Here is a 25461-nt window from a genome sequence, read left to right as displayed (position 1 = left end):
CGCGTCACGTCAGGATCCCCGATGCAAGCGCCTGCCGATCACGAATCCCGCTCAAGCGACGACGTCCAGATGGACGGGACGGCGCACGCGTCGTCGCCGGCTGCGCCCGCATTCGATGCCGCCGCCGTGCTGCAAGCCGCATTCGCGCATCACCAGGCGGGCCGCACGGCCGATGCCGCCGATTGCTACAAACTGATTCTCCAGCACGACGGCGCGCATGCCGACGCGCTGCATTTTCTCGGCGTGCTCGTGTGCGACGTCGGCAACCTGCCGGCCGGCATCGACCTGATCGAAAAGTCGATCCAGCTGCATCCGAACGCGATCTACCTGAACAACCTCGGCAACATGCGAGGGCGCGCGCGGAACCATCAGGGCGCAATTGCCGCGTATCGCGCAGCGCTGTCGCTTGCACCGGATTACGCGGAAGCGCACAGCAATCTCGGCTACGCGTTGCGCGAAGCGGGCAATTCACTGGCGGCGATCGACAGTTGCGCGCGCGCCACCCAACTCAAGCCCGAATTTGCGCAAGCGTGGATCAACCTCGGCAACGCGTTGCTCGATCTCGGCAGCGACGAAGGGGCGCTCGACAGCTACATCAAGGCGCTCGCGCTGAATCCGAACGACGCGAACGCGCACAACAATGTCGGCAACATCCTGGAAAAGTACGGCCGCGCCGCGAATGCCGCTGAGGCCTATCAGCGCGCGTTAGCGCTCGAACCGAGGCGGGCGTCCCTGCACAACAACCTCGGCAACGTGCTGCGCGACCAGGGCTTGCTCGATCAGGCGACGGCCAGTTACCGGCAAGCTCTCGCACTCGATCCCGGCTTCGCGCAGGCGCATAGCAATCTGCTGCTGTTGCTCAACACGCGGCCCGATGTGAGCGTGTGCGAGCAGGTCGACGAAGCGCGGGCGTTCGGCCGACACCAGTCGGCAAAGGCGCAACGCTTCGAGCACGCCGCGCAAGCGGGCGAGATGAAAAAGCGCCTGCGCGTCGGCTTCGTATCCGGGGATCTGAACTCGCATCCCGTCGGCTTTTTCCTCGAAAGCGTGCTCGGTCATCTCGACCGAACGCGCATCGAACTCGTCGCCTACGCGACGCGCCAGCGCGACGACGCCGTCTCGCAGCGCCTTGAACCGCGATTCAGCGCGTGGCACGACATCTCGCGGATCGACGACGAAATCTGCGCGCGCCGCATCCGCGACGACGCGATCGATATTCTCGTCGACCTGTCCGGCCACACGAATCACAACCGCCTGCCCGTATTCGCATGGAAGCCCGCGCCCATTCAGGCGACGTGGCTCGGCTACTTCGCGACGACGGGCCTTGCGTCGATCGATTACGTGATCGCGGATCGTCACGTGTTGCCGTTCGACGAGTCGTCGCAATTCGTCGAAGCGCCATGGCATCTGCCCGACAGCTATCTGTGCTTCACCCCGCCGCCTTTCGATATCGAAGTCGGCCCGCTGCCCGCCGGTGAACACGGCGCAATCACGTTCGGCTGTTTCAACCATCTGGTGAAGCTCAACGATGCCGTTGTCGCGCTGTGGTCGCGTGTTCTCGACGCCGTGCCCGGTTCGCGTCTGCTGCTGAAAACCCGGCAACTCGACGACCCAGTCGTGCAGCGCGCCACGCTCGAACGTTTTGCCGCACACGGTATCGACGGCGCGCGTCTGATGCTCGAAGGCCAGTCGCCGCGCGCCGAACTGCTCGCGGCATACCAGCGCGTCGACATCGCGCTCGACCCATTCCCATACGCAGGCGGCACGACGAGCGTCGAAGCGCTGTGGATGGGCGTGCCTGTCCTGACGCGCCGTGGCGAACGCTTTTTGTCGCACGTCGGCGAGAGCATCGTGAACACGGCGGGCTTGCCCGAGTGGATCGCAGCGGACGACGCAGACTATCTGAACAAAGCCGTGCGTTTCAGCGCGCAGCGCGATGAACTGACAGCGCTGAGAAACACGTTGCGCGAACGCCTGCTGGCTTCACCGCTATGCGACGCGCCGCGCTTTGCGCGCCATCTCGAAGACGCATTTCACGGCATGTGGGCGCGCCACGCTGCATGCCATCACACCAACAGCGGGCTGCCCGCCCAACCGGATCGACATTCATCAGGAGACGCCCGCGAGCACGCGGAGCGCAATTTCGCATGACAGACTTCAATCAGAATCAGAACGGCTCGTGGCAGCGCATTCCGACGCCTGCCAACTTCGGCGCGGCGCCGCAGCCGCAAGCAGCACCCGACGCGGCAGCGCAGGCGCAGGTCGCGTCGATGCTGCAGACGGCCGTCGAGCATCACGAGGCCGAGCGCTTCGACGAAGCGGAAACGCTGTATCGCCAGATTCTCGCAATCGATCCGAATCACGCCGATTCGATGCATCTGCTCGGCCTGATCGCGCACGAGTTCGGCCAGTACCAGACGGCCTGCGATCTGATCATGGCGGCCATCACGCGCAATCCGCAGGCGTTCTACTACTACAACCTCGGCAACGTGATGCAGGCGAACAACCGGCCGGCCGCCGCCGCCGAGTGTTTTCGCCAGGCGCTCGTGCTGCAGCCGGAATACGTCGACGCGCACAACAATCTCGGCAACGCGCAACGCGCGCTGAAGGATCATCACGGCGCCGTGCAGTCGTTCTGCCAGGCCATCAACCTCAAGCCGGATCACGCGCGCGCGTACAACAATCTCGCGAACACGCTGATGGAACTCGACGAGCTCGACGCGGCCATCGAAGCGTGGCGCAATGCGATCGCGCTGCGTCCGGATTTCGCGGAGCCGCGTAGCAATCTGCTGTTCGCGCTGAACTATCAGCAGCAGACCACGCCGCAAGCGTATCTGGACGAAGCACTGCGCTTCGGTGAAGCAATGGAAGCTCGCGCGCAGCCTTTCACGACGTGGCTCGTCGACGCGGGCTCGCGCGCGGACCGTCCGCTGCGCGTCGGCATCGTGTCCGGCGATCTGAAGAAGCATCCTGTCGGTTACTTCATCGAAAGCGTGCTCGCGAATCTGGATTCCTCGCGCGTGCATCTGGTTGCCTACCCGACGCGCGATGTCGAAGACGAACTGACGGCGCGTATCAAGCCGTCGTTCTCCGCGTGGACGAGCCTTGCCGGTCTGAGCGACGAAGCGGCCGCGCAGCGCATCCGCAACGACGGCATCGACATTCTGATCGACGCATCGGGTCACAGCACGTATAACCGCCTGCCGCTTTTCGCATGGAAGCCAGCGCCTGTGCAGGTCACGTGGCCGGGCTATTTCGCGAGCACGGGCGTGCGCGCGATCGACTACATCCTCGGCGACGCGCATGTGTTGCCCGAAGCCGAAGAAGCGCATTTCGTCGAAAAGCCGTGGCGTCTGCCCGACAGCTATCTGTGCTTCACGCCGCCCGCCGATCGCGTCGAAACCGGCACGCTGCCGATGCTCGCGAACGGTCACGTCACGTTCGGCTACTTCGGCAATGTGACGAAGATCACGGATCACGTCGTCGGTGTGTGGTCGACGCTGCTGCAGAAAGTGCCCGGCGCGACGCTGTTCCTCAAGTCCGGCCAGTTCGACGACGCGCACGTGCGCGATGCGTTCGTGCGCCGCTTCGCGATGCGCGGCATTCCGGCTTCGCGGCTGATTATCGAAGGGCGCTCGGCGCGCGACGCGTACCTCGCCGCCTATCGCCGCGTCGACATGATGCTGAGTCCCTTCCCGTACGGCGGCGGCACGACGACGGCCGAAGCGTACTGGATGGGCGTGCCCGTGCTGGTTCGCCAGGGCGAGCGCTTCGTCACGCACATCGCCGAAACGATGTGCCACACGGCGGGCCTCGCCGACTGGATCGCCGCCGACGATGCCGCCTATGTCGACAAAGCCGTCGCCTTTGCCGCGGATCGCGAACAGCTGTCCGCGCTGCGCGCCACTCTGCGCGCGCAACTGCTCGCCTCGCCGCTGTGCGACGCGACGCGCTTCGCGCGCAATCTGGAAGCCGCGCTGCATGGCATGTGGGAACAGCGCGTCGCGCAGGTCGCGGAGGCGGCACAGTGAGTGCCCAGTCGGTCCTGATTACGGGCGGCGCGGGGTTTCTCGGCTCGCATCTGTGTGACCGGCTGGTGGCAGCCGGTCACGACGTGATGTGCGTCGACAACTTTCACACAGGCAGCAAGCAGACCATTCACCACCTGATCGGCAAGGTGAATTTCGAAGTGATTCGCCATGACGTGTGGCTGCCGCTCTATGTCGAAGCCGACCGCGTGTTCAACATGGCGTGCCCGGCGAGCCCCGTGCATTACCAGAGCGATCCCGTATCGACGGTGAAGACGGCGGTGCTCGGTGCGATCAATATGCTCGGGCTCGCGAAGCGCTGCGGCGCGCGCATCCTGCAGGCATCGACGAGCGAAGTCTATGGCGACGCGCAGCAGCATCCGCAGCCGGAAACGTATTGGGGCAACGTGAACCCGAACGGCCCGCGCGCCTGCTACGACGAAGGCAAGCGCTGCGCGGAAACGCTGTTCTTCGACTATCACCGGCAGCACGGCGTCGATATCCGCATTGCGCGAATCTTCAATACGTACGGCCCGCGCATGCGTCCCGACGATGGCCGCGTCGTGTCGAACTTCATCATGCAGGCGCTGCAGGGCGAACCGATCACGCTGTACGGCGACGGTAGCCAGACGCGCTCGTTCTGCTATGTCGACGATCTGGTCGAAGGGCTGATGCGCCTGATGGATCACGAAGGCGAGCCGGGGCCGTTCAACATCGGCAATCCGAGCGAGATCACGATCCGCGAGCTGGCGGAAACGGTGTTGCGTCTGACGGGCTCGCGTTCGCGCATCGAATATCGGCCGCTGCCATCGGACGATCCGGTGCAGCGGCGTCCCGACATCGCGAAGGCTCGCCAGCATCTCGACTGGGAGCCGGGCGTGACGCTCGAAGACGGTCTCAAGGAGACCATTGCGTACTTCAAAAAGGTAGTGAAGCAATGAGTTGCGATCTGATCGAAGCGGTGTGCCCCGTTTGCTCGAACACCGTCGCCGCCCGCTTTTTCCCGGCAGGCGAACAGACACTGGCGACGCTCGCGTGGCCAGGGTCGGCGGATGCCGCGCAGGCGTTGCCGCGTCACGCGCAGGATTTCGTGCAGTGCCCTTCGTGCACGCACGTGTGGAATCACCGCTTCGAGTACGACGCGATTCCGTATCAGAGCAATCCGAACCGGATGTTCAACAACGGCAGCATCTGGAAAGGCCATCTCGCGGACACGCGCGATCTCGTACTGTCGCGCTTGCCTGATGCGCCGAATGTCGTCGAGATCGGCTGCGGCGAAGGACACTTCGTGCGCGGACTCGCGCAGGCGCGGCCGGGTGGCCGCTTTATCGGCTTCGATCCGAATGCGACGCCTGAGACAGGATTGGGCGTCGAGTTTCATCCGCGCCTGTTCGAACCGCTCGCAGACATGAAGGCGTTTCAGCCGGACGCTGTCGTGATTCGCCATGTGCTCGAACATCTGACGGAACCGGCGCGGCTCATCGAAGCGCTGGCGTGGGGCGCGGCGTCGACGGGCAAGGAGAGCTGGCTGTTCGCCGAAGTGCCGTGCATCGACCGTGTGTTCGACACGCATCGTATTGCCGACTTTTTCTACGAGCACGTGTCGCACTTCACGACGGAATCGTTCCGCGCGCTGATGTCGCGCGCAGGAGAAATCGTCACGCTCGATCACGGCTACGACGGTGAAGTGGTCTACGCGCTCGTGAAACTCGCCGTGCCCGCGTATGCGCGCTCGCGCGCGGAAGCCGCGACGCGCTTTGCCGCGCGCACCGTCACTAGCCGCGCGACCATCGCGCAGCAGTTGTCGCAACTGAGCGCGTCAGGCAAGCGCGTGGCGATCTGGGGCGGCACGGGCAAGGCGGCGGCGTTCATCCATCACTTCGGCGCGGATGCCGTGCGCTTTCCGCTCGTCGTCGATTCGGACCCGGGCAAGGTCGGCACCTTCGTGCCCGGCACCGGCCAGCGCATTGAGTTTCGTGATGTGCTGAAGCAGACCGACGTCGACGTCATCGTGATTCCGACGCAATGGCGCGCACGCGACATCATCGCCGAGATGACGCGCGAAGGCATCGCGACGAAGAGCGTGATGATCGAACACGATGGCGGTCTCGTCGACTTCTTCGCGCAGTCGCATCCTTATTGAACGCGGCCGGTACGTTTGAATATGCACGACATTCCGAGTCTTCTGAACGCCGCGCTCGTCCATCATCAGGCGGGACGGCTCGCCGACGCACAGGCGCTTTACGATGCCATTCTGCAGAGCGAGCCCGCGCAATCCGACGCGCTGCATTTCTCAGGGCTGCTGGCGTGCCAGACCAATCGCGAGGATACGGGCATCGCGTTGATGCACGCGTCGATTGCCGCGAATCCGAATGCCGTCTATTACAACAACCTCGGGAACGTGCTGCTCGGACGTCGGCAACTCGGCGAAGCGATTGAAGGCTACAGGCACGCGGTGACGCTGCGCCCCGATTACGCGGAAGCGCACAACAACCTCGGCAACGCGCTGCGCGCCGCGGGCGACGCGAACGCGGCGATGCTGAGTTGCGCGAGGGCGATCGAGTTGCGCCCCGGCTATGCGGAGGCCTACAACAACCTCGGCAACGCGCTGAAGGATCTCGGCGATCTCGGCAATGCGGTGCTCGCGTATGGGAAGGCCGTGTCGTTCCGGCCCGACTACGCGGACGCGTTCAGCAATCTCGCGCGCGCGCAGGCGGGGCGAGGCAACGCGGACGAATCGATTGCCGCGTTCCGTCGCGCGATCGCACTCGATCCGAACCGCGTCGACAGTCACGACAGTCTCGCGACGCTGCTGCATGCGAGCGGCGACGCGGACGCGGCAATCGTCGTGCTGCAACGCGCAGCGCAGCTCGATCCTGCCGATGGCGCGCGTCATCGCAAGCTTGCGCAATGGCTGCGGGGCCGCAAGCGCTGGGACGAAGCGGCGCACGCGCTCACGAGCGCAGTGGAGCGTGCGCCGGGCGACGCATCGGGCTACCTGGAACTAGGCGACACGTACGAGCAAGGCGACAAGCTCGACGCGGCGATCCTCTGTTACCAGACGGCAACCGAACTCGCGCCGCGCGACGGGCACGCGCATCATCGGCTGGCTGTCGCGCTGCTCAAGCAACGCCGTGCGGATGAAGCGCTCAAGAGCGCGCAACAAGCCGTTGCGCTGGAACCGCATTCGGCTGTGCTGCACGTGAATCTGGGTGATGTGTTGAGCGTGCTCGGCGACGCGGAAGGCGCGATTGCGAGCTATCGGCGCGGCATCGGGCTCGACGGTGAAATGGAGCTCGCGCACAACCGGCTGCTATTCGATCTCGCGACCCACGCGCCGACTCCGCCTTCCGTCACGCTGGCCGCCGCGCGCGAGTTCGGCACGCGCATGGCCGCACGTGCGCGCCGGTGCGAACATCCGGCACCGGGAAACGATGGACGCAAGCTGCGCATCGGTTTCGTGTCGGGCGATCTGCAACTGCATCCCGTGGGAATCTTCATCGAATCGGTGATGGAACATTTCGCGGACGGCAGCTTCGATCTGATCGCCTATTCGACGCGGGCCAAGGAAGACGACATTACGGCGCGCCTGAAACAGCGCTTCACTGCGTGGCGCAGCGTCGTGAACGTACCTGACGAACAGGTCGTGCAGATGATCCGCGACGATCGGATCGACATCCTCGTCGATCTGTCGGGCCATACGGTACACAACCGGCTGCCCGTATTCGCGTGGAAGCCCGCGCCTGTGCAGGTGAGCTGGCTCGGCTACTTCGGCACGACAGGTTTGAATGAAATGGATTACGTGCTCGGCGATCCGCATGTACTGCCCGTCGATGAAGCGTCGCACTATGTCGAGAAGACATGGCGGCTGCCCGACAGCTATCTGTGCTTCACACCGCCCAAAGACGATGTGGCGGTCGGCCCGCTGCCGATGGCGCTCAATGGCCACGTGACCTTCGGCTATTTCGGCAAGCTGGTGAAGATCACGCCGAATGTGATCGTCGAATGGTCGCGCGTTCTGCATGCGGTGCCGGGCGCGAAGCTGATGATGAAATCGCACGAACTCGGCGCTGAGCATGCGCGCCGCTCGACGCTGGAGAAATTCGCGGCGCAGGGCATCGACGCGTCGCGTCTGATTCTCGAAGGCGGCTCGCCGCGTCACGAATATCTCGCGTCGTACAACCGCGTCGACATCATGCTGAGTCCGTTTCCGTATCCGGGCGGCACGACGACGGCGGAAGCCTTGTGGATGGGCACGCCTGTCGTTGCGCTCAAGGGCGATCGCTTCGTCACGCACATCTGCGAGAGCGTGCTGAACGCCGCGGGACTCGCCGAATGGATCGCACGCAGTGAAGACGACTATCTCGCGCTGGCCTGTATGTGGGCTGCGCAGCCTGAGCATCTCGCCGCATTGCGCGCGGGTTTGCGCGCGCAGACGCTCGCGTCGCCGCTGTGCGATGCGTTGCGCTTTGCGAAGAATCTCAAAGCGGCTTTCGAAGGCATGTGGTCAGAGTACGCCGCGCCGCAAGCTGCATGACGCGAGGCGAGCGCGTTTGCCTCGCTTTCGATGAAACCAGGGATCACAGTGGATCACGCTAACCTTCTCAACACCGCGCTCGCGCATCATCAGGCCGGACGGCTCGCCGAAGCCAAGGCGATCTACGACGAGATTCTGCGCGTCAATCCGCGACATTCGGATGCGCTGCATTTTCTCGGACTGCTCGCGTGCCAGATTCAACAGCATGACGCGGGCATCACGCTGATGCGTCAGTCGATTGCGATTCTGCCGAACGCGATCTACTACAACAACCTCGGCAACGCGTTGCGCGAGTACGGCCAGTTGAAGCAGGCGATCGACGGTTACCGCGAGGCTGTGACGCTCAATCCGGGATACGCCGAGGCACACAACAATCTCGGCAATGCGCTGCGCGAAGACCGTCAGCCGGATGCGGCGATGCGCAGTTGCGCGCAAGCCATCGAGCTGCGGCCCGGTTATGCCGAGGCCTACAACAATCTCGGCAATGCGTTGAAGGATCTAGGCGAAATCGATAGCGCGGTACTCGCGTATCGCAAAGCGCTTTCCTTCCGGCGCGACTACGCGGACGCGCACAACAACCTCGGCAATGCGCTGATGGAGCAGGGCAAGTACGACGAGGCGATCGAGAGCTATCGAAGCGCGATTGCGCTCGATTCGAACCGCGCGCTGATGCACAACAGTCTCGGCACGTTGCTGCTCGCGCGTGGCGAACTTGCCGAGGCTGCGGCAAGCCTTCGCAGGGCGGTCGAACTCGATCCCGATCGGCCCGGCGTGCATAACAATCTGGCTAATACGCTGCGCGATATGGGCGAGCGCGAGGCCGCAGCGATGCATTACTCGAAGGCGATGCAGCTTGCGCAGGCGATCGTCGATTCCTGGCTGGGCGGCCGGGCCGTGCCTATGACGCGCGCGCAGTCTACCGAGCCGCGCATGACGTTAGCAGAAGCGTATGCGATGCTCGGCAATGCGTGGTACGGACTCTTCCGCTACGAGGAAGCGATCGACAGTTATCTGCGCTCGGTCGCGCTCGCGGACGACGACGCCGAAGTGCATCACAATCTCGCGGTCGCGTATCTGAAGACTGAGCGCCCAGGCGAGGCGCTGCGCTATGCGCACAAGGCGCTCGAATTGAAGGACGGCTCGTCGCGGATGCACATCAACCTCGGCGACGTGTTGCGCTCGCTGGGCGAACTCGACGCAGCCGCGAGCAGCTATCGGAGCGCGATCGAACGGTCGCCCGATGCCGATGTCGCTCACACGGCCCTGCTTTTTTGCGAGGCAAGCATGTCGCAGCGGCCCGTCAGCGACTATCTCGCCGATGCCGTCTATTTCGGCGAGCGGGTCGCTGCCAATGTCACGCCGTTCACGCATGCGCGCGCGCCGCGCGGCAAACGGCCGTTGCGCGTCGGCTTTGTGTCGGGCGATTTGCGCACGCATCCCGTCGGCATCTTCACCGAGAGCGTGTTGCGCCACATCGATTCGTCACGGGTCGAGCTGATCGCGTACCAGACCAACGACGTCGAGGACGAAACGACGCAACGTCTGAAGCCGCTCTTCGACGCCTGGACGCCGTTATGGAAGCTTTCTCGCGACGCCGCCGCGAAACGCATCTTCGATGACGGCATCGACATTCTGCTCGACATGGCGGGCCATACGGCATTCAACCGCTTGCCCGTGTTCGCGATGAAGCCAGCGCCCATCCAGGTGACGTGGCTGGGTTTTTTTGCATCGACGGGTATTGCGCAAATCGACTACGTGCTCGGCGACCGCTATGTGCTGCCGCCCGAGGAAGCGCATCACTTCATCGAAAAGCCATGGCGTCTGCCGGACGGCTATCTGTGCATGACGCCGCCGGAGTCCGACGTTCTCGTTGGTCCGCTGCCGATGCGAACCAATGGCTTCGTGACGTTCGGCTATCTCGGCAAGCTCGCGAAAATGACGGATGACGTGCTCGATCTGTGGACCCGCGTGTTGCGCGAGGTGCCCGGCTCACGTCTGCTCGTCAAGGCTCACGAACTCGACCGCAAGCATGCCTTCGACGCGACGCTTCAGCGCTTCGCGGAGCGCGGCATCGACGCCTCGCAACTCATCCTCGAAGGCGGATCGAAGCGCAACGAGTACTTCAAGACGTACCATCACGTGGACATCGTGCTCAGTCCTTTCCCATATCCGGGGGCACGACGACGGCTGAAGCGCTGTGGATGGGCGTGCCCGTCGTGGCGATGAAGGGCGACCGTTTCCTTGGCCATATCTGCGAGAGCGTGCTGCATTCCGCCGGCTTCGGCGAATGGATCTCCGACGATCAGGATGGCTACGTCGACAAGGCCCGAGAACTGGCGGCCAACGTCGATGCGCTGACGACGCTGCGCGCCGGAATGCGCGAGCATGTGCTCGCCTCTGCAATGTGCGATGCGCGGAGATTTGCGAGCAACTTCGAGGACGCGCTGGAAGGCATGTGGCGCGTCTACGAGGAAGGCGCCCACTAGATCTGCTCGCTGGTATCCGCGATTACGGCTGCATGGCCTGATCGCGGATATCACGCTTGCAGCAGGCAAAAAAAAAGCTGCATCGCTGCAGCTTTATCAATCCGCGCATTTCTTTTGACTACGTCGCGCGGCGTTCTTCAGTTCGACTCTTCAGAGCATGCCCGTCGAGTGGTACATGCTCACCGACTTGATGCGCTGCAACGCATCGCCATGCCGCGCGGTGAGACGATCCATGCCGGTGCGGGTTTGCTGGCTGATGCCGGCGTCGATGCGCTGGATCGCGCGAATCTTGTCCAGCGCTTCCGGCGTCTGCTCCGGACGCAACGACATCAGCAGCGGCGAACGCTCTTCGACGATCGCCGACGCGCGCGCCCAGTCTTGTTGCGAAACCGCGGCTTCGAGAGCGCGGGTCAGGTCGAGTGCGCGTGTCAGCGAGTCGTTCATCGTCAGTTCCATTGAGCGGAGTGTCTACCCGCGTTACTTCGCGTTCAGCGAGCCCGTCAGGCCGCCGCCGCCGAACAGCTGGTTCAGGTAGGCCGTGTTGTTGGCCATTGTCGTCATCAGTGTATTCAGCGCCGAGAACTGCGCGTTGTACTGGTCGGTCAGCGTGCTCTGATAGTTCGTGAGCTGCGTCGCCTGATCCGCCAGACTGCTCAGGTCGGTGTTCAGGTTCTGCGTGCGCTGATCGATCGTGCCGCTCGTCTGCGTGTACGTGTTGATGAACGAGTTCAGCGTCGTGCCGATACCGTTCGTCTTGTTGAACACGGCCGCGACGGCCGAACTGTTGCTCGTCAGCGCGGTCTGCAGCGTGGTCGAGTCGACCGACAGCGTGCCGTCGTGCTGCAGGTTGATGCCGATCGACGACAGGCTGAACGTCTTGCCGCCGACGGTGATGCCGCCGGCGACCAGGCCGCCCAGACCGTTTGTGATCGTGTTCGTCATCGAGTCGCCGAGCAGCGCGCCGGCTTGCGAGCCCGTCGCCGCCGTCGGGTCCCAGGTCAGGCCCGTTTCGGTCGTGATGTAGCTGTTGTACGCCGTGACGAAATCGTTGATGGCCTTCGTCGACGCCGTCGTGTCGTTGGTGATCGAGATCGTCTGCGTGCTGTTCGCCGACGCGCCCGAGATGTCGATGCTCACGCCCGTGAGTGCGTTCGTGATCGTGTTGCTTGCGCTGGTGATCGTGTTGCCGTCAACGGAGAGCGTGGCGTCCTTGCCGGTCGTGACCTGCGTGAAGCTGGCCGTGTTCAGACCGGTATCTAGGCCTGCGCCTGCGGAAACCGTCACGGTGTTGGCCGCGCCCGTCTGCTTCGACGTCAAGACCAGATGCTGGCCGTCCGCTGCCGTGATGACGGCTGCCGAGACGCCCGGATTGTTGTTTGCCGAATTGATCGCAGTGGCGATGTCCGACAGCGAATCAGTCGATGCGACGTTGATCTGCATCGAGCTGCTGCCGACGCCGACCGTCAGCGTGCCGCTGCCGAGGCTCGCGCCCGACGCGTACGCCTGCGAGGAAATCTTGTTGGCCGTCGCGATGTTGGTGACGGCGAGTGTGTAGTTGCCGGCTACCGCGCCTTTGCTCGGATCTGCCGTTGCCGTGACACCCGTGCCCGTGCCGCCGATAGCGACTGCGAGCTGGCTGAGCGCCGTGCCGTCCGACAGGCCGCTCAATGCGGTCTGCAGTGACGCAAGCGCCGATTTGATCTTGCCGATTGCAGAGAGCTCGGCGTTGTCCGAGTTCTGCTTGTTCACGATTGCCGACGATTGGGCCGCCGTTTTCGCCGTTACGAGCGCTGACACCAGCGAGTTGACATCGAGCGTCGATTTGGTCGAGCCGCTGATGATGGACTGCGCCGCCTGCTGTAGCAGGGAAGTGACGTCCGTTGACGAATTCGTAGTCGACGTGGTGGTCATGCGGGTGCTCCGATTGGCGAAACAGGATGCGGTTTATTCGTGGCTCGTAAATGCATGATGGGAGGCGAGCCTCCCAACCATGCGATCCAGTTGCGTACCGAAGCCGGGCGCGAGCCGCGGCTTCGGGTCGCGGCGCCAGGCTGCGCGCCGCTAGTCGTCAGTCTTACTGGAGGAGCTTCAGAACCTGTTGCGGCATCGAGTTCGCTTGCGCGAGCACCGAGATACCAGCTTGCTGCAGAACCTGAGCCTTCGACAGGTTCGCCGTTTCCGTCGCGAAGTCTGCGTCGGTGATCTGCGAACGTGCTGCGCTCATGTTCGTTGCTTGCGTGTTCGTCGTCGAGATTGCTGCCGAGAACGTGTTTTGCGTTGCGCCCAGCGTTGCCTGGAAGGTGTTGACGCTCGTCAGGACGGTGTCGATCGTGCTCATTGCAGCTTGAGCGCCCGAAGCCGTCGAAACCGACACGCCGCTCACGCCGAGGCTGTTCGAGTCCCACTTCTGCGTGCCGAAGTTCGCCGTGATCTGCTGGCCGTTGAATGCGCCGATCTGGAAGTTGACCGAGCCGATGCCGTTCAGGACCGATTGGCCGTTGAACGTCGTTTGTTGCGCGACGCGGGTGATTTCCGTCAGACGGGTCGACACTTCCGACTGGAGGTTAGCCAGTGCGTTCGAGTCGAGCGAGCCGTCGCCTGCTTCCACTGCCAGCTGGCGGATACGTTGCAGGTTGTCGACGATCGATTGCAGCGCGCCGTTCGTGGTTTGCACCATCGAAATGCCGTTGTTCGCGTTTGCAGCACCTTGCGTCAGTGCGTTGATCGAAGCCGTTTGCGACGTCGAGATCGCGAGACCTGCCGCGTCGTCAGCAGCGGTGTTCACACGCTTGCCCGACGACAGGCGGTTGATCGCCTGCGACAGCGCGCTTTGCGAACCCGAGAGGTTGTTCTGCGCGGTCAGCGAAGCGATGTTGGTGTTGATGTTCAGCATTTTGCGTCCTCGTTTTTAAAACGCCTCAGAGAGAGGCTGTTTTTGGCTCGGCGTCGCGCTTACTGTGTGCATTGCGTCGCCGCCTGTCCTGGTTGACGGCGTGGTCAGAAGAAAACTTTAGGGGCGATCTCGCGAAATTTGGGGGCGCATGGGTCCGGATCGGGCACACACGGGGCGTCTGTGCCGTATGTGAAGAGGGCGTATCCTGATTGGCCCGCTTACCTTGCTCGTGGAGATGTCATGCAGAAACGCAATCTCGGCACGTCGCCATTGCAGGTCGCGCCGCTGATGTTCGGCGGAAATGTGTTCGGCTGGACGGCCGACGAAGCGACGTCGTTCTCCATCCTCGACGCGTTCGCCGACGCCGGCCTGAATTTCATCGATACCGCCGACGTCTATTCCGCGTGGGTGCCGGACAACCACGGCGGCGAATCGGAGGCGATCATCGGCAAGTGGTTCACGAAGTCGGGCAAGCGCGACAAGATCGTGCTGTCGACCAAGGTCGGCATGCTGGGAAGCCGCAAGGGATTGTCGGCAGGCAACGTCCGCGCGGCTGTCGAAGATTCGCTGCGGCGCCTGCAGACGGACTATATCGACGTGTATTTTTCGCATCTCGACGACGAGGAGACGCCGCTCGCGGAAACGCTGGGCGCGTATCAGCAGCTGATCGAAGCGGGCAAGGTGCGGGTGATCGGCGCGTCGAACTACGGCGGCGCGCGCCTGCAGGAAGCGCTGCAGATTGCGCGGGACAATGGCCTGCCGCAATATCAGGTGATCCAGCCGGAGTACAACCTGTACGACCGCGCGGCCTACGAAACCGATCTTGAGCCGGTTGCGCTCGCGGCGCGGCTGGGCGTCGTCTGCTATTACAGCCTCGCAAGCGGCTTTCTGTCGGGCAAGTACCGTTCGCGCGACGATCTGTCGAAAAGTGCGCGTGGCCGGAAGGTCGAGGGTTATCTGAATGAACGCGGCTTCGCGATCCTCGATGCACTCGACGAAGTGGCGCAGCGGCACGGCAGCACGCCTGCGTCGGTGGCGCTGGCATGGCTGATGGCGCGGCCCAGCATCACGGCGCCGATCGCCAGCGCAACATCGGTGAAACAGCTGGAAAGTCTTGTCGCGGCGGTGCATCTGGTGCTCACGGACGCGGATTTGCGCATATTGAACGACGCAAGTGCCTGAACAGAATCGCTAAAATGCTGGTCTGCGGGCGAAATTCCTGGTATGATCGGGAGTGAATTGAGATCTTTGCTCGTTTCGTCATGGGTTGCTGGTGGCGAAACGCTAGCTAGGCGCGGCGCCGCAACGTGCGCTGCCCGCGTTTCGCGGTGTACTCCCACCTCTCTTTTCCGGCCTCCGTGGCCGCATTGCCTCTCGTTTCAGTTTGTGCTTCGCCAGTCTGAAACGACCGGAGGGCCGGCGCGTGAGTGGGTTGACCGCCACGCCATTAACCGTATCAAGCGTTTTTAGGAATTACATGACGACGATTCTTCTGAAGGAAAACGAGCCGTTCGAAGTGGCAATCCGCCGCTTCCGCCGCGCAATCGAAAAAAATGGCCTGATCGCAGAACTGCGTGAGCGCCAGGCGTACGAAAAGCCGACGACGGCACGTAAGCGCAAGAAGGCAGCTGCAGTGAAGCGCCTGCACAAGCGCCTGCGCAGCCAGATGCTGCCGAAGAAGCTGCACTAAGCACGCTTCCTCCGGTACGCGAAAGCACGCCAACGGCGGTGTGAGCTTCGAAAGAAGCCACACCGCCGTTTTTCATTTGGGGCGTCTGAGATGGGGTAGTGCCGCGCCGACTCGCTGCCCGGTGACGTGAAGCTGAAGGCGAGACTTAGGCGGCCGATTTGACGCGTTCATCGGAAAGGACGAATTGACGGGCGATCGAGCGCAGCCGGTCGCGCCATTCCCAGGTCCCGAAAACGTCGTGCACGTTTTGCAGGCAACTGAGCAATTCGACCGTGACGGGATCGTAGATGTTCAGGCGCGAGCGTAGCAGCGCCTTCTTCAGCGCGGCCACGCCGACGTCCATGTACATCGGCGTTTCAGAAGCGATCTTGCCGACGTATCGGACGGGAATGCCTTCCATCGCGGTCATATAGTCGCGCGGATGGATAAAGCTGCCGACCGGGCAGCCGCCGCAATAACCGCGGTAGGCGCCGCCACCGCGCGGCAGCAGCGCCGCGCGGCCCTGGCCGAACAGATGCTCGACTGCCCGGTCGAAAATTTCCTGATGTGTCAGGAAGTTATGATTTTTCATGTTGGTCTCCCCCCGCGCACTGCGCAGCGGTCATTCGTTTCCGGTGCAATTGCCGACAGTATTCCGTGACGTGCTCACGCCCAAAGCCGCGACGAGAGCATCATTTACCGCTCAATTCACGGCTTGCGAAGCGCACGACTTGCACCAGCGACAGCGTCGACGCCCGGCTGACTATCCCCGTCCGGAGGCGCGTCGAACGACATCGCATGCATTAGTTATAACGAGCGGAATGCGGTAAAGGTCAGCCGTTGTGTTGGCTAGCGCTCAATACGGGCACGCACGGCCGGCGCTCCGCTCGTCAATCTCTATTCGAGGCCTTGCGGGAAGCGGATTTGCGGGTGACGCAACGCAGCAGGCCACGCCCGTTCGAGCCGGGCGCGATTATGCCATGTGTTGCAATGGCGCGACACCTCGCGCAACGCATCGGAAGCAGTGGCGCCCGTCACTTGGCGCTCTTTTTGCGGCCTTTCTTCCCGAGCAGAGCGCAGCGCGAATAGCAGGCGCAATCGGTCTGATGGTCGTTGACCATGCCGACTGCCTGCATGAACGCGTAGCAAATGGTTGTGCCTACAAATTTGCAGCCATAGCCTTTGAGGGCCTTGCTGAGCGCGTCCGACACATCCGTCGACGCCGGCGCATGCGTGTAGCTCGTCCAGGCGTTCTGGATCGGCGTGTTATCGACGAACGACCACACGAAATCCGCCAACGAACCGTGCTCCATCTGAATCTGCCTGACCGCTTTGGCATTGAGGACCGTCGACTCGATCTTGCCGCGATGGCGCACGATGCCTTCGTCGAGCACGAGCGCGTCGATCTTCTGCGTCGAGTAGCGGGCCACCTTGTCGATGTCGAAGTTCGAGAAGGCGCGCCGGTATCCGGCGCGCTTGTTGAGAATCGTCGACCACGACAGTCCGGCCTGCGCACCTTCGAGCACCAGCATCTCGAACAGATGCTGGTCATTGCGCGAAGGGACGCCCCATTCGGTGTCGTGATAGTGTGCGAGCGCTTCGCTCGTCGTCGCCCAGTTGCATCGCTGCTCCGCCACGTTCAGGCTCCTGCTTGGTTGGTTGATCGCCCGTCTGTCGGGCCACGCCAGCATAGCGGAACGGGTTGCGGCCGCAACCTGGCCGATCGGCTAATTGTCGCGGGGGACAAGACCTGCCACGCTATGCGGTAACACTTCAATGAGCATATCGATGAATCAACACCTCTATCTGATCGGCGTCGACGGCGGCGGCACCGGCACGCGCGTCGTGCTGGCGAACGCCGAAGGGCAAGAACTCGCGCAAGGCACGGCGGGCCCGTCCGGCCTCGCGTTGGGCGTCGAGCGTGCGTGGGACGCAATTCTGGCCGCGAGCGCGCAAGCGTGCGAGCGTGCCGGCATCGCCGCCGACTGGCCGCGCTTCGTGTTCGGCTGCGGGCTGGCGGGCGTCAACAACCGTGACTGGCTGGCGGCATTTCGTGCGAAGGCGCCGGCGCTCGCCGGCCTCGCGATCGAAAGCGACGCCTATTCGACCTTGCTCGGCGCGCACGGCGGCGAGCCGGGCGTGATCGTCGCACTGGGAACGGGCAGTGTGGCAGCGGTGCTGGACCGCGACGGCCAGAGCCGCATGGTCGCCGGCTACGGCTATCCGTCTGCCGACGAGGCCGGCGGCGCCTGGCTCGGCCTGCGCGCCATCGTGCATGCGCAGCAGGCGCTCGACGGCCGGGTTCCCGCTGACGAACTCTCGCAAGCATTGATCGATCACGTCGGCGCGACCGATCGCGGCGGGCTGGTCGTCTGGCTGTGCGACGCGAATCAGACGGCTTATGCGAGCCTCGCGCCCGTCGTCGTTGCGCATCGCGAGCATCCGTTTGCCGCCCGGTTGCTGCGCGAAGCCGGACAGGAAATCGGCAAGATGATTGCGGCGCTCGACCCGTCCGGAGCCTTGCCCGTGGCGCTGTGCGGCGGGCTCGGCAAGCCGCTGAGCGAGTATGTGCCCGCGCCGTATCGCGAGCGTCTGCGCGCGCCGCTCTCGGATTCCGCGCACGGCGCACTGCAGATGGCCCGGCGGGAGGCCGCGCAGATCGGCGGCGCATGACGGGCGAAACACATGGGCGCGGTCGGAAACGGAAAGCGCCGGTCCAAGAGACGATAAAATAGATGTTTTCCGACGCCGTCTGCCGCCCGCCCATGTACAAAGTCATTGCCAGCGATCTGGATGGAACGCTGCTGAACAGCAACCATCAGGTGGACCCCTTCACGATCAGCACGGTGCGCAGGCTCGAAGCGCAGGGCATCCATATCGTGATCGCGACGGGGCGCCACTATAGCGACGTCGCAGGAATCCGTGATGTGCTGGGTATCCGGCCATATCTGATCACGTCGAATGGTGCGCGAGTCCATTCGCCCGACGACGAAATGATCTTCGCCGACGATCTTCAGGCGAATGTAGTCCAGCAACTGGTGAAACCGCAGATTGCGGGCGAACATGGGCGCGTGATCGTCAATCTGTTCGCCGACCGCGAATGGCTGATCGATCGCGATGCGCCTGAATTGTTGCGCTATCACCAGGATTCGGGCTTCACCTATAACGTGACCGATCTGCAGCAGCACGACGGCGCGGATATCGCGAAGGCGTTGTATATCGGCGATCCCAAAGATCTTGCCGTGGTCGCGGCCAATCTCGAGCGCACGTTCGGCGAGGCGCTTTACGTCACCTACTCGTTGCCGGACTGTCTGGAAGTGATGACGGCGAACGTATCGAAAGGGCGCGCGCTGCAGTTCGTACTCGACCGGCTGGATGTGCCGGCCACGAAGTGCGTTGCGTTCGGCGACAACATGAACGACATCGACATGCTGGAAACGGCAGGCCATCCGTTCATGATGAACAACGCGAACCCTGACCTCATCAAGCGTCTGCCGAATGTGCCGCGTATCGGCAATAACTTCGAAGCGGGCGTCGCGCATCATCTGCGCAAGCTGTTCGAAATGGACGACGAACTGACGGCGTAGCTCCGGCCCGCCGCCGAATGCACACGGCGCCGCCCCTTTCAGGGCCGCGCCGTGTCGAAGTAGAAAAGACGATTTACGCCGCCGAAGCCCGCTTCCTAGTCGCGATAGCCGCCCCGATGGTTGTCGTTTCCACGGTAGCCATTGTTGTTATCCCAACGGTTGCCATGATCCCAGCGGCCGCGATCCCAGCCGCGGTCATGTCGATAGCCGTCGTAGCGGCGGTCTCCCCAATATCGGTTGCCGTAGTACACCGGCTGCGGTGCGGGCGCGACGTACGCCGGCGCGACGTAAGCAGGGGCAGGCGTCCCGAGCGACAAGCCGATGCTCAGATTCGAGTGCGCCTGTGCGACACCGCATGCGCCAGCGGCGAGGCCAACTGCGACGAGCACGTGAGTGACGATGCGCTTCATTGTGATTCTCCTGTGAATGCGGCTTGGTTGCCGTACAGGTTCAATCTACGCGCCGTCGCTCGGCGCCACTGCGACAGGATGTTACGAAGTGAAAGCGTGCAATGCCGCCTTATCAGGTGGATTGCAGCATCCACACAATGCCTGCCAGCTAGTGTTTTGCGGAAGTCCGGCATCCGCCGTACAGGGCGGAGCGCAGAGGAGTGGATCTTTCAAAATGCCAAAGCACACCTTTAATAGCGATGAATGTGGCCGTAAACCAGCCTTACATTTGAACCATCTATTAATGCTGGAAGGACGTCGCAAAAGCGAAAACGGGGCGCCGAAGCGCCCCGTTTTCATTCAGGCCGGATAGCCGGCAATCAGGCCGCCACGCGTACGCGTTCGGCATCCGCGACGTGCCGGGCGTCGCCAGCCACCAACGGATATACGATAGCGGCGACCACCGCGCCGAGAATCGGGGCGACCCAGAAGAGCCACAACTGGTCGACAGCAGCGCCGCCCACGAACAGCGCCGGCCCCGTCGAACGTGCCGGATTCACCGACGTATTCGTGACGGGAATCGAGATCAGGTGGATCAGCGTGAGGCACAGGCCGATTGCGATTGGCGCAAAGCCAGCGGGCGCGCGCTTGTCGGTCGCGCCGAGAATCACGAACAGGAAGAACGCCGTCATTACCATTTCGCAGACGAACGCAGCCGGCAACGCGTAGTGGCCCGGCGAGCGGTCGCCATACCCGTTGCTCGCGAAGCCGCTCGCGACCAGATGGAAGTCCGGATTACCCGAAGCGATGACGGACAGCACATACGCGCCGAGCACGGCGCCAAGCACCTGCGCGACGATGTACGGGACGAGGTCGCGCGCCGGGAAGCGGCCGGCGACAGTCAGGCCGACGGTCACAGCCGGGTTCAGATGGCAACCGGAGATGTGTCCGATGGCGTAGGCCATGGTCAGGACGGTCAGGCCGAAAGCGAGCGAAACGCCCACGAAGCCGATGCCGAGCCCGTGAACGGGGCCGGCAAAATTCGCCGCAAGCACGGCGCTGCCGCAGCCTCCGAGTACGAGCCAGAAGGTGCCGAACAGCTCCGCCGAGAGGCGCCTGGAAAGGTTCATCGTGTGTAATCCTAATAAGTACGGGGATTCAAGGACGAGAGGCGCACGCGCTCCCCGGCACTTGGGAGCGCAAATTTTAAGCAACGTCGCGCAAATGGACTGTCAAGAATTGTCATTCACGAACGCGGAATTATTTCGTGATAAAAGTCCAGCCGTTTGAACGATTCAGCGTCGCTTTATAAATACTCAGACGAAAACTTTTGATAGCGCGGTATTAGCCGCCATTGCGAATTTCGTTAGCACGGGCTAATCTCCGTGCTAACCACTTTTAGAAAAAGAGGGGAGCCCAAATGTCACAATACGCAGATCTCAAGGCGCAGATTGCCCGCTTGCAGCAGGAAGCGGACGAAGCGCGTCGTAATGAAGTTGGAAATGTGATTGCCGAAATCCGCCAGAAAATCGCCGAATACGGCCTTAACGCGCATGACCTTGGTTTTGCCGAGGCGGCTCGTCGCGGACGCCCGCCCAAAAAGGCGCCGTTGCCTGCGAAGTATCAGGATCCGAAGTCGGGCAACACGTGGAGCGGCCGGGGAAAGCCGCCCAAGTGGATTGCCGGAAAGAACCGCGAGCGCTTTCTGATCGGCCAGGCGTAATTACGGCAAACGGCGAAAGCCGCCTGAAGGCGATCTGGCGAAATACGCCGCCTTCCACATTCTGTTAATGCGCGGTAAACCGTCTGAAGCGGGGATACTTCATTCGGGAAAAGCGCATTGCAGCGGGTTGAAGAAAGCGCTTCCATTGCCGATCCGCTTTCCGAACGCCGGAAAAGAAAAAGCCGCCTGGGGAGGCGGCTTTTTCGTGTCAGCGGCGCAATAACTATCTTTGAATGACAGCGCAAACGTTCAAGTGAACAAATTACGCAATATGTCGCAGCATCGGCAGAGTTGACCTGTTCAACCGGGTGATCAACCCACGGCCACACGGCGCAGCATCGGACGGCGCGTGGCTTCGAGCATCGCCGAATAGCTGTCGACATAGTTCTGCGCCATGATCTTCGAACTGAAACGGCGCTCGAACTGTGCGCGGATTTCCGTGCGCGACAGCTCGTCGATACGCTGCAGCGCGGCCACGGCACCTTGCACGTCTTCACAGATGAAGCCCGTCACGCCGTGATCGATCACTTCCGGCACCGAGCCGCGGTTGAACGCGATCACGGGCGTGCCGCAAGCCATCGACTCGATCATCACAAGGCCGAACGGCTCCGACCAGTCGATCGGGAACAGCAGCGCCTTGGCACCCGACAGGAATTCCGGCTTCTGCGCCTCGTTGATCTCGCCGATGAACTCGACATGCGCCATTGACAGCAGCGGCTCGATCTCCGTCTTGAAGTACTCCTGGTCGACCTTGTCCACCTTGGCGGCGATCTTCAGCGGCAGACCGCTTTGTGCAGCGATCTTGATGGCTGTATCGACGCGCTTTTCCGGACAGATCCGACCGAGGAACGCGAGGTATTCCGGCTTTTTGCTGGTTTGCGGCGTGAGCAGCTGTTCCGGCAGGCCGTGATAGATCGTGTTGAGCCAGTTGGCCTGCTGCAGCGGCAAACGCTGCGAATCCGAAATCGAGATCACGGGCGCGTCGGTGAACGTCTCGAACACCGGCTGCAGTTCCGGCAGGTCCAGACGGCCGTGCAGCGTCGTCACGAACGGCGTGTCCAGCGTCGAAAAGAGCGGGAACGGCAGGTAGTCGAGGTGGAAGTGCAGCACGTCGAACTCGTGCGCGACTTTGCGCACCTTCTCGAGCAGCAGCATGTGGGGGGCGAGCGCGTCGCGGATCGTCGGATCCAGACGCAGCGCGCGCGGCCACGACGCCTCGAGTTTCGCGGACGTCACGGAATCGCCGCTCGCGAAAAGCGTCACATCGTGACCCAGATCGACTAGCGCTTCGGTCAGATACGACACGACGCGTTCTGTGCCGCCATAGAGTTTCGGTGGGACAGCTTCGTACAACGGGGCGATTTGTGCGATACGCATGCGTGATCTCCTTGTGCAAACGGGCTTCGCGCGGCGCTGCTTTGCGTGTGGCAAAAAAGCGGAAGCCTTTCGGACGGTTGGGCGCGGTGTGCCGCCGCCCGTGGCAGGATGCCCAAATGGGGTTATCCCTAGGTGTCATTATCGGGATCGCGGGCGGCAATTCGAGTTATTTTTCAAACGCTTAACGTTGTTACAGCGCGAAACATGATGCGTAACAACTGTGCGGATGTTGCCGGAAAGCTCGCGGCATCGGGCATCGAGGCAATATCCACCGCACTTTGGGTCGACTGACGCAGCATGTTGCAGAGCCATTTCGTCGGATCAAATGGTGCGCTGCCGAACATATCCGTGCGAAATTCGCTTTGTTTCCGCTCAAATATGGGCGCATAATCCGCTTCCCAAACCTTTCACGCGTGATCTCGCGTGTAAGTAGTCGGCGCGTTTTGTATGCCGATATCCTCCAAAATCCCCCGTCGCGAAAATTTGTAGGAAAAACTCCTACAGAAATCCTGGATTTTTCCGTCAATCAGTTGGGGTGAATGTCCGATTTTCGTCGACTGCCCCTTTCGGGAAAATGCACGCTGACCATAAGCGTGCCGTTCGTGGTTTTTTTTAACGCGAGCGAGCAAACGTTTTACCAGGCCTGACCAGCCAGATTTGAATCGGGGGATTCAATGAGCACTCAAAGTGACATGCTCAATGAAATTAGGGAAGTGAACTTGTCCTATCTGCTACTCGCGCAGCGTCTGCTGCGTGAAGACAAGCCGATGGGCATGTTCCGCATGGGCATCTCGGAGCAGCTCGCCGACGTGCTCGCCAATCTGTCGCTCGCACAGACTGTCAAGCTGGCCGCATCGAATCAGGTGTTGTGCCGCTTCCGCTTCGACGATCACCAGATCCTCTCGTCGCTGGCCGACAAGGGCAAATCGTCCGCCGTCGCCCAGGCGCACTCCGCCATCCTGATGGCGGGCCAGCCCGTCGAGCAGATCGGCTGAGACTGGCCGACGAAGGCCGGCGCGCAGGCGCCGGGACAGACGCACCTTACGCGCGCCGGCGACGGCGCTTTTATCGTTTTTCCCGGCTGTTCGCGCCGACGGAAAACGACAACGGACGCGGGAAGCGAGGCGGATGGCACAGAAAAGCGTGGTGCTCGAAGTCAGGGAAATCACCCTGGCGATTGAACTGATCGAACTCGGCGCACGCTTGCAGCTGCTCGAGGCGGAGACGACGCTGTCGCGCGACCGGCTCATCAAGCTGTACAAGGAAGTGAAGGGTGTGTCGCCGCCCAAGGGCATGCTGCCGTTTTCGACCGACTGGTTCATGACCTGGCAGCCGAACATTCACTCGTCGCTGTTCTACAACATCTACCGTTTCATGTCGGGGCTGGGCGGCTGCGCGACGATCCAGTCGATCGTCAAGTCCTACCGGCTCTACCTCGAACACGCGCGCATGCACCACGACGAACCGGCGCTGAGCCTGACGCGTGCGTGGACGCTGGTGCGCTTCTTCGATTCCGGCATGCTGCAGATGACGACGTGCACGCGCTGCCGCGGGCAATTTGTCGCACACGCGCACGACCCGCAGCACGGCTTCGTCTGCGGCCTGTGCGCGCCGCCGTCGCGCGCCGGTAAGACCCGGAAAGCCGCCGACGCGCGCTGCGAGGAAGCTCGGGCGGCCCTCGGCGCGCCGCTCGACGAAACGCTGGAAGCCTTGCCTGAAGCCGCCGTCACGGCCGTCTGACGGGCGCCGGGAGCAGTCGTCGCGCGGCATTCTTCGGGCGCGCGACGGCACTCTGGTTAACACCGCCCCAGTCCCGCACGCATTCCGCCAAAGTTTTCCGACTGCTTGCCGTAAACCTGAATAACGACGGTCTCCGTCGCTTTTCGAGAGGGCTCGGCAGTGCTGATTTTCGTGGGAACACTCGTTACGCTGTTGTCCGTCTTCGGCGGCTATGCGCTGGAGGGCGGCCACCTGGGCGCGCTTATGCAGCCCGTCGAAGTGCTGATGATCGCGGGCGCGGGTCTCGGTGCGTTCATCCTCGGTAACGGGATGAAGACGATCAAGGCTACGTTGCGCGTGATTCCGACGCTGTTCAAAGGCGCCAAGTACAACAAGGACGTTTACATGGAGCTGATGGCGCTCCTCTACGTCCTGCTGGCGAAGGCGCGCAAGGAGGGCACGCTCACGCTCGAAGCGGATATCGACGATCCGCAGAAGAGCCCGATCTTCACGCAATACCCGAAGATTCTTGCGGATCATCACATCGTTGAATTTCTGACGGACTATCTGCGCCTGATGGTCGGCGGCAACATGAATGCGTTCGAGATCGAAAGTCTGATGGACGAGGAAATCGAAACGCATCACGCCGAAGGCGAGGCGCCCGCGCACGCGCTGATGAAGGTCGGTGACGCGATGCCGGCGTTCGGTATCGTCGCGGCCGTGATGGGCGTGGTGCACACGATGGCCTCGGCCGACAAGCCGCCCGCCGTGCTCGGTGAAATGATCGCGCAGGCGCTGGTCGGCACGTTCCTCGGCATTCTGCTGTCGTACGGTCTGATCGGGCCGCTCGCGAGCGTCGCGGAACAGCGCGTCACCGAGTCGACCAAGATGTTCCAGTGCATCAAGGTGACGATCCTCGCGAGCCTGAACGGCTATGCGCCCGCAATCGCTGTCGAATTCGGCCGCAAGGTGCTCTTCTCGACTGAACGCCCGTCGTTCGCCGAGCTGGAAGAGCACGTGCGCCGCGTGAAGGCGAAATAAGGAACGCGGGCG

At 62.6% G+C, this 25461-nt stretch carries 24 protein-coding genes; 15 read left to right on the top strand and 9 right to left on the bottom strand.

Features of this window, described 5'->3' with window-relative positions:
• Window positions 1-21 precede the first annotated feature (21 nt).
• The 7 genes from PPGU16_RS16090 to PPGU16_RS43400 are packed head-to-tail and all read left to right on the top strand — an operon-like array spanning window position 22 to window position 11051.
• Window positions 22-2151 (top strand): O-linked N-acetylglucosamine transferase, SPINDLY family protein, encoded by a 2130-nt coding sequence (locus PPGU16_RS16090; protein ID WP_180721008.1) that lies wholly within the window; start codon window positions 22-24, stop codon window positions 2149-2151.
• Window positions 2148-4031: an O-linked N-acetylglucosamine transferase, SPINDLY family protein gene (locus tag PPGU16_RS16085; protein WP_180721006.1), complete on the top strand. Its 1884-nt coding sequence runs from the start codon at window positions 2148-2150 to the stop codon at window positions 4029-4031. The genes PPGU16_RS16090 and PPGU16_RS16085 overlap by 4 nt, the downstream gene beginning before the upstream one ends.
• Window positions 4028-4969 carry a UDP-glucuronic acid decarboxylase family protein gene (locus PPGU16_RS16080; RefSeq protein ID WP_180721004.1) on the top strand — a complete coding sequence of 314 codons (942 nt, stop codon included), beginning with the start codon at window positions 4028-4030 and terminating at the stop codon, window positions 4967-4969. Before PPGU16_RS16085 ends, PPGU16_RS16080 begins: the two co-directional genes overlap by 4 nt.
• The gene (locus PPGU16_RS16075) at window positions 4966-6171 is read left to right on the top strand and encodes a class I SAM-dependent methyltransferase (protein WP_180721002.1); all 1206 of its coding nucleotides are present in this window, start codon (window positions 4966-4968) and stop codon (window positions 6169-6171) included. Before PPGU16_RS16080 ends, PPGU16_RS16075 begins: the two co-directional genes overlap by 4 nt.
• Before the next feature lie 21 nt (window positions 6172-6192).
• Window positions 6193-8565, top strand: coding sequence for a tetratricopeptide repeat protein (locus PPGU16_RS16070; protein ID WP_180721001.1), 2373 nt, complete (start codon window positions 6193-6195; stop codon window positions 8563-8565).
• Between the two features lie 30 nt (window positions 8566-8595).
• Window positions 8596-10791, top strand: coding sequence for a tetratricopeptide repeat protein (locus PPGU16_RS16065; protein ID WP_434064404.1), 2196 nt, complete (start codon window positions 8596-8598; stop codon window positions 10789-10791).
• Window positions 10767-11051, top strand: a complete 285-nt coding sequence (locus PPGU16_RS43400) for an O-linked N-acetylglucosamine transferase family protein (RefSeq protein WP_434064403.1) — start codon at window positions 10767-10769, stop codon at window positions 11049-11051. Before PPGU16_RS16065 ends, PPGU16_RS43400 begins: the two co-directional genes overlap by 25 nt.
• Window positions 11052-11201: 150 nt before the next feature.
• On the opposite strand, the gene PPGU16_RS16060 is transcribed toward PPGU16_RS43400, so the two are convergent.
• The 3 genes from PPGU16_RS16060 to PPGU16_RS16050 form a co-directional block, all read right to left on the bottom strand.
• Window positions 11202-11495, bottom strand: a complete 294-nt coding sequence (locus PPGU16_RS16060) for a flagellar protein FliT (protein WP_224028577.1) — start codon at window positions 11493-11495, stop codon at window positions 11202-11204.
• A 33-nt stretch (window positions 11496-11528) separates the two neighbouring features.
• Window positions 11529-12962 (bottom strand): flagellar filament capping protein FliD, encoded by a 1434-nt coding sequence (fliD, locus tag PPGU16_RS16055; RefSeq protein ID WP_180720997.1) that lies wholly within the window; start codon window positions 12960-12962, stop codon window positions 11529-11531.
• A 163-nt stretch (window positions 12963-13125) separates the two neighbouring features.
• Window positions 13126-13944 (bottom strand): flagellin domain-containing protein, encoded by an 819-nt coding sequence (locus tag PPGU16_RS16050; protein WP_054929282.1) that lies wholly within the window; start codon window positions 13942-13944, stop codon window positions 13126-13128.
• Between the two features lie 240 nt (window positions 13945-14184).
• On the opposite strand from PPGU16_RS16050, the gene PPGU16_RS16045 reads away from it, so the two are divergent.
• Both PPGU16_RS16045 and rpsU read left to right on the top strand, forming a co-directional pair.
• Window positions 14185-15126 (top strand): aldo/keto reductase, encoded by a 942-nt coding sequence (locus tag PPGU16_RS16045; RefSeq protein ID WP_180720996.1) that lies wholly within the window; start codon window positions 14185-14187, stop codon window positions 15124-15126.
• 295 nt (window positions 15127-15421) lie between these two features.
• Complete coding sequence (rpsU, locus tag PPGU16_RS16040; protein WP_007581560.1) at window positions 15422-15634, top strand: 30S ribosomal protein S21; 213 nt, start codon at window positions 15422-15424, stop codon at window positions 15632-15634.
• Between the two features lie 145 nt (window positions 15635-15779).
• On the opposite strand, the gene PPGU16_RS16035 is transcribed toward rpsU, so the two are convergent.
• From PPGU16_RS16035 to PPGU16_RS16025, 3 genes are all read right to left on the bottom strand, one after another.
• Window positions 15780-16205, bottom strand: coding sequence for a hypothetical protein (locus PPGU16_RS16035; protein ID WP_180720994.1), 426 nt, complete (start codon window positions 16203-16205; stop codon window positions 15780-15782).
• A gap of 305 nt (window positions 16206-16510) precedes the next feature.
• The gene (locus PPGU16_RS16030; protein ID WP_180720993.1) at window positions 16511-16651 is read right to left on the bottom strand and encodes a hypothetical protein; all 141 of its coding nucleotides are present in this window, start codon (window positions 16649-16651) and stop codon (window positions 16511-16513) included.
• Complete coding sequence (locus PPGU16_RS16025) at window positions 16648-17304, bottom strand: DNA-3-methyladenine glycosylase I (protein ID WP_180720991.1); 657 nt, start codon at window positions 17302-17304, stop codon at window positions 16648-16650. Before PPGU16_RS16025 ends, PPGU16_RS16030 begins: the two co-directional genes overlap by 4 nt.
• 97 nt (window positions 17305-17401) lie before the next feature.
• Here PPGU16_RS16025 and PPGU16_RS16020 point away from each other — a divergent pair, with 97 nt between their 5' ends.
• Together PPGU16_RS16020 and PPGU16_RS16015 are read left to right on the top strand one after the other, a co-directional pair.
• A complete protein-coding gene (locus PPGU16_RS16020) occupies window positions 17402-18286 on the top strand; it encodes a glucosamine kinase nucleotide-binding domain-containing protein (RefSeq protein ID WP_180720989.1) in 885 nt (294 codons plus the stop codon).
• A 92-nt stretch (window positions 18287-18378) separates the two neighbouring features.
• Entirely contained in the window at window positions 18379-19200 is an 822-nt protein-coding gene (locus tag PPGU16_RS16015; protein WP_180720988.1) for a Cof-type HAD-IIB family hydrolase, read from the top strand.
• Window positions 19201-19295: 95 nt separating this feature from the next.
• Here the strand turns inward: PPGU16_RS16015 and PPGU16_RS16010 are convergent, their stop codons facing one another.
• Both PPGU16_RS16010 and aqpZ read right to left on the bottom strand, forming a co-directional pair.
• Entirely contained in the window at window positions 19296-19610 is a 315-nt protein-coding gene (locus tag PPGU16_RS16010) for a PXPV repeat protein (protein WP_180720986.1), read from the bottom strand.
• Between the two features lie 359 nt (window positions 19611-19969).
• Complete coding sequence (gene aqpZ, locus PPGU16_RS16005) at window positions 19970-20719, bottom strand: aquaporin Z (RefSeq protein ID WP_180720985.1); 750 nt, start codon at window positions 20717-20719, stop codon at window positions 19970-19972.
• A gap of 290 nt (window positions 20720-21009) precedes the next feature.
• On the opposite strand from aqpZ, the gene PPGU16_RS16000 reads away from it, so the two are divergent.
• Window positions 21010-21312, top strand: a complete 303-nt coding sequence (locus PPGU16_RS16000; protein WP_180720983.1) for an H-NS histone family protein — start codon at window positions 21010-21012, stop codon at window positions 21310-21312.
• Between the two features lie 312 nt (window positions 21313-21624).
• On the opposite strand, the gene PPGU16_RS15995 is transcribed toward PPGU16_RS16000, so the two are convergent.
• On the bottom strand, window positions 21625-22689 hold the full coding sequence (locus PPGU16_RS15995) for a glycosyltransferase family 4 protein (RefSeq protein WP_180720981.1): 1065 nt from the start codon (window positions 22687-22689) through the stop codon (window positions 21625-21627).
• A gap of 674 nt (window positions 22690-23363) precedes the next feature.
• Between PPGU16_RS15995 and flhD the strand changes: the two genes are divergently transcribed.
• From flhD to motA, 3 genes are all read left to right on the top strand, one after another.
• Window positions 23364-23684: a flagellar transcriptional regulator FlhD gene (gene flhD, locus PPGU16_RS15990; RefSeq protein ID WP_007581541.1), complete on the top strand. Its 321-nt coding sequence runs from the start codon at window positions 23364-23366 to the stop codon at window positions 23682-23684.
• 133 nt (window positions 23685-23817) lie between these two features.
• A complete protein-coding gene (gene flhC, locus PPGU16_RS15985; RefSeq protein WP_180720980.1) occupies window positions 23818-24429 on the top strand; it encodes a flagellar transcriptional regulator FlhC in 612 nt (203 codons plus the stop codon).
• A 159-nt stretch (window positions 24430-24588) separates the two neighbouring features.
• Window positions 24589-25449, top strand: a complete 861-nt coding sequence (motA, locus tag PPGU16_RS15980) for a flagellar motor stator protein MotA (protein ID WP_007581537.1) — start codon at window positions 24589-24591, stop codon at window positions 25447-25449.
• Window positions 25450-25461: the final 12 nt, after the last annotated feature.

The organism is Paraburkholderia largidicola (genome assembly GCF_013426895.1).
In the GTDB taxonomy this organism is placed as follows: Bacteria; Pseudomonadota; Gammaproteobacteria; order Burkholderiales; family Burkholderiaceae; genus Paraburkholderia; species Paraburkholderia largidicola.
This window is presented reverse-complemented; position numbering and strand designations above follow the sequence as displayed.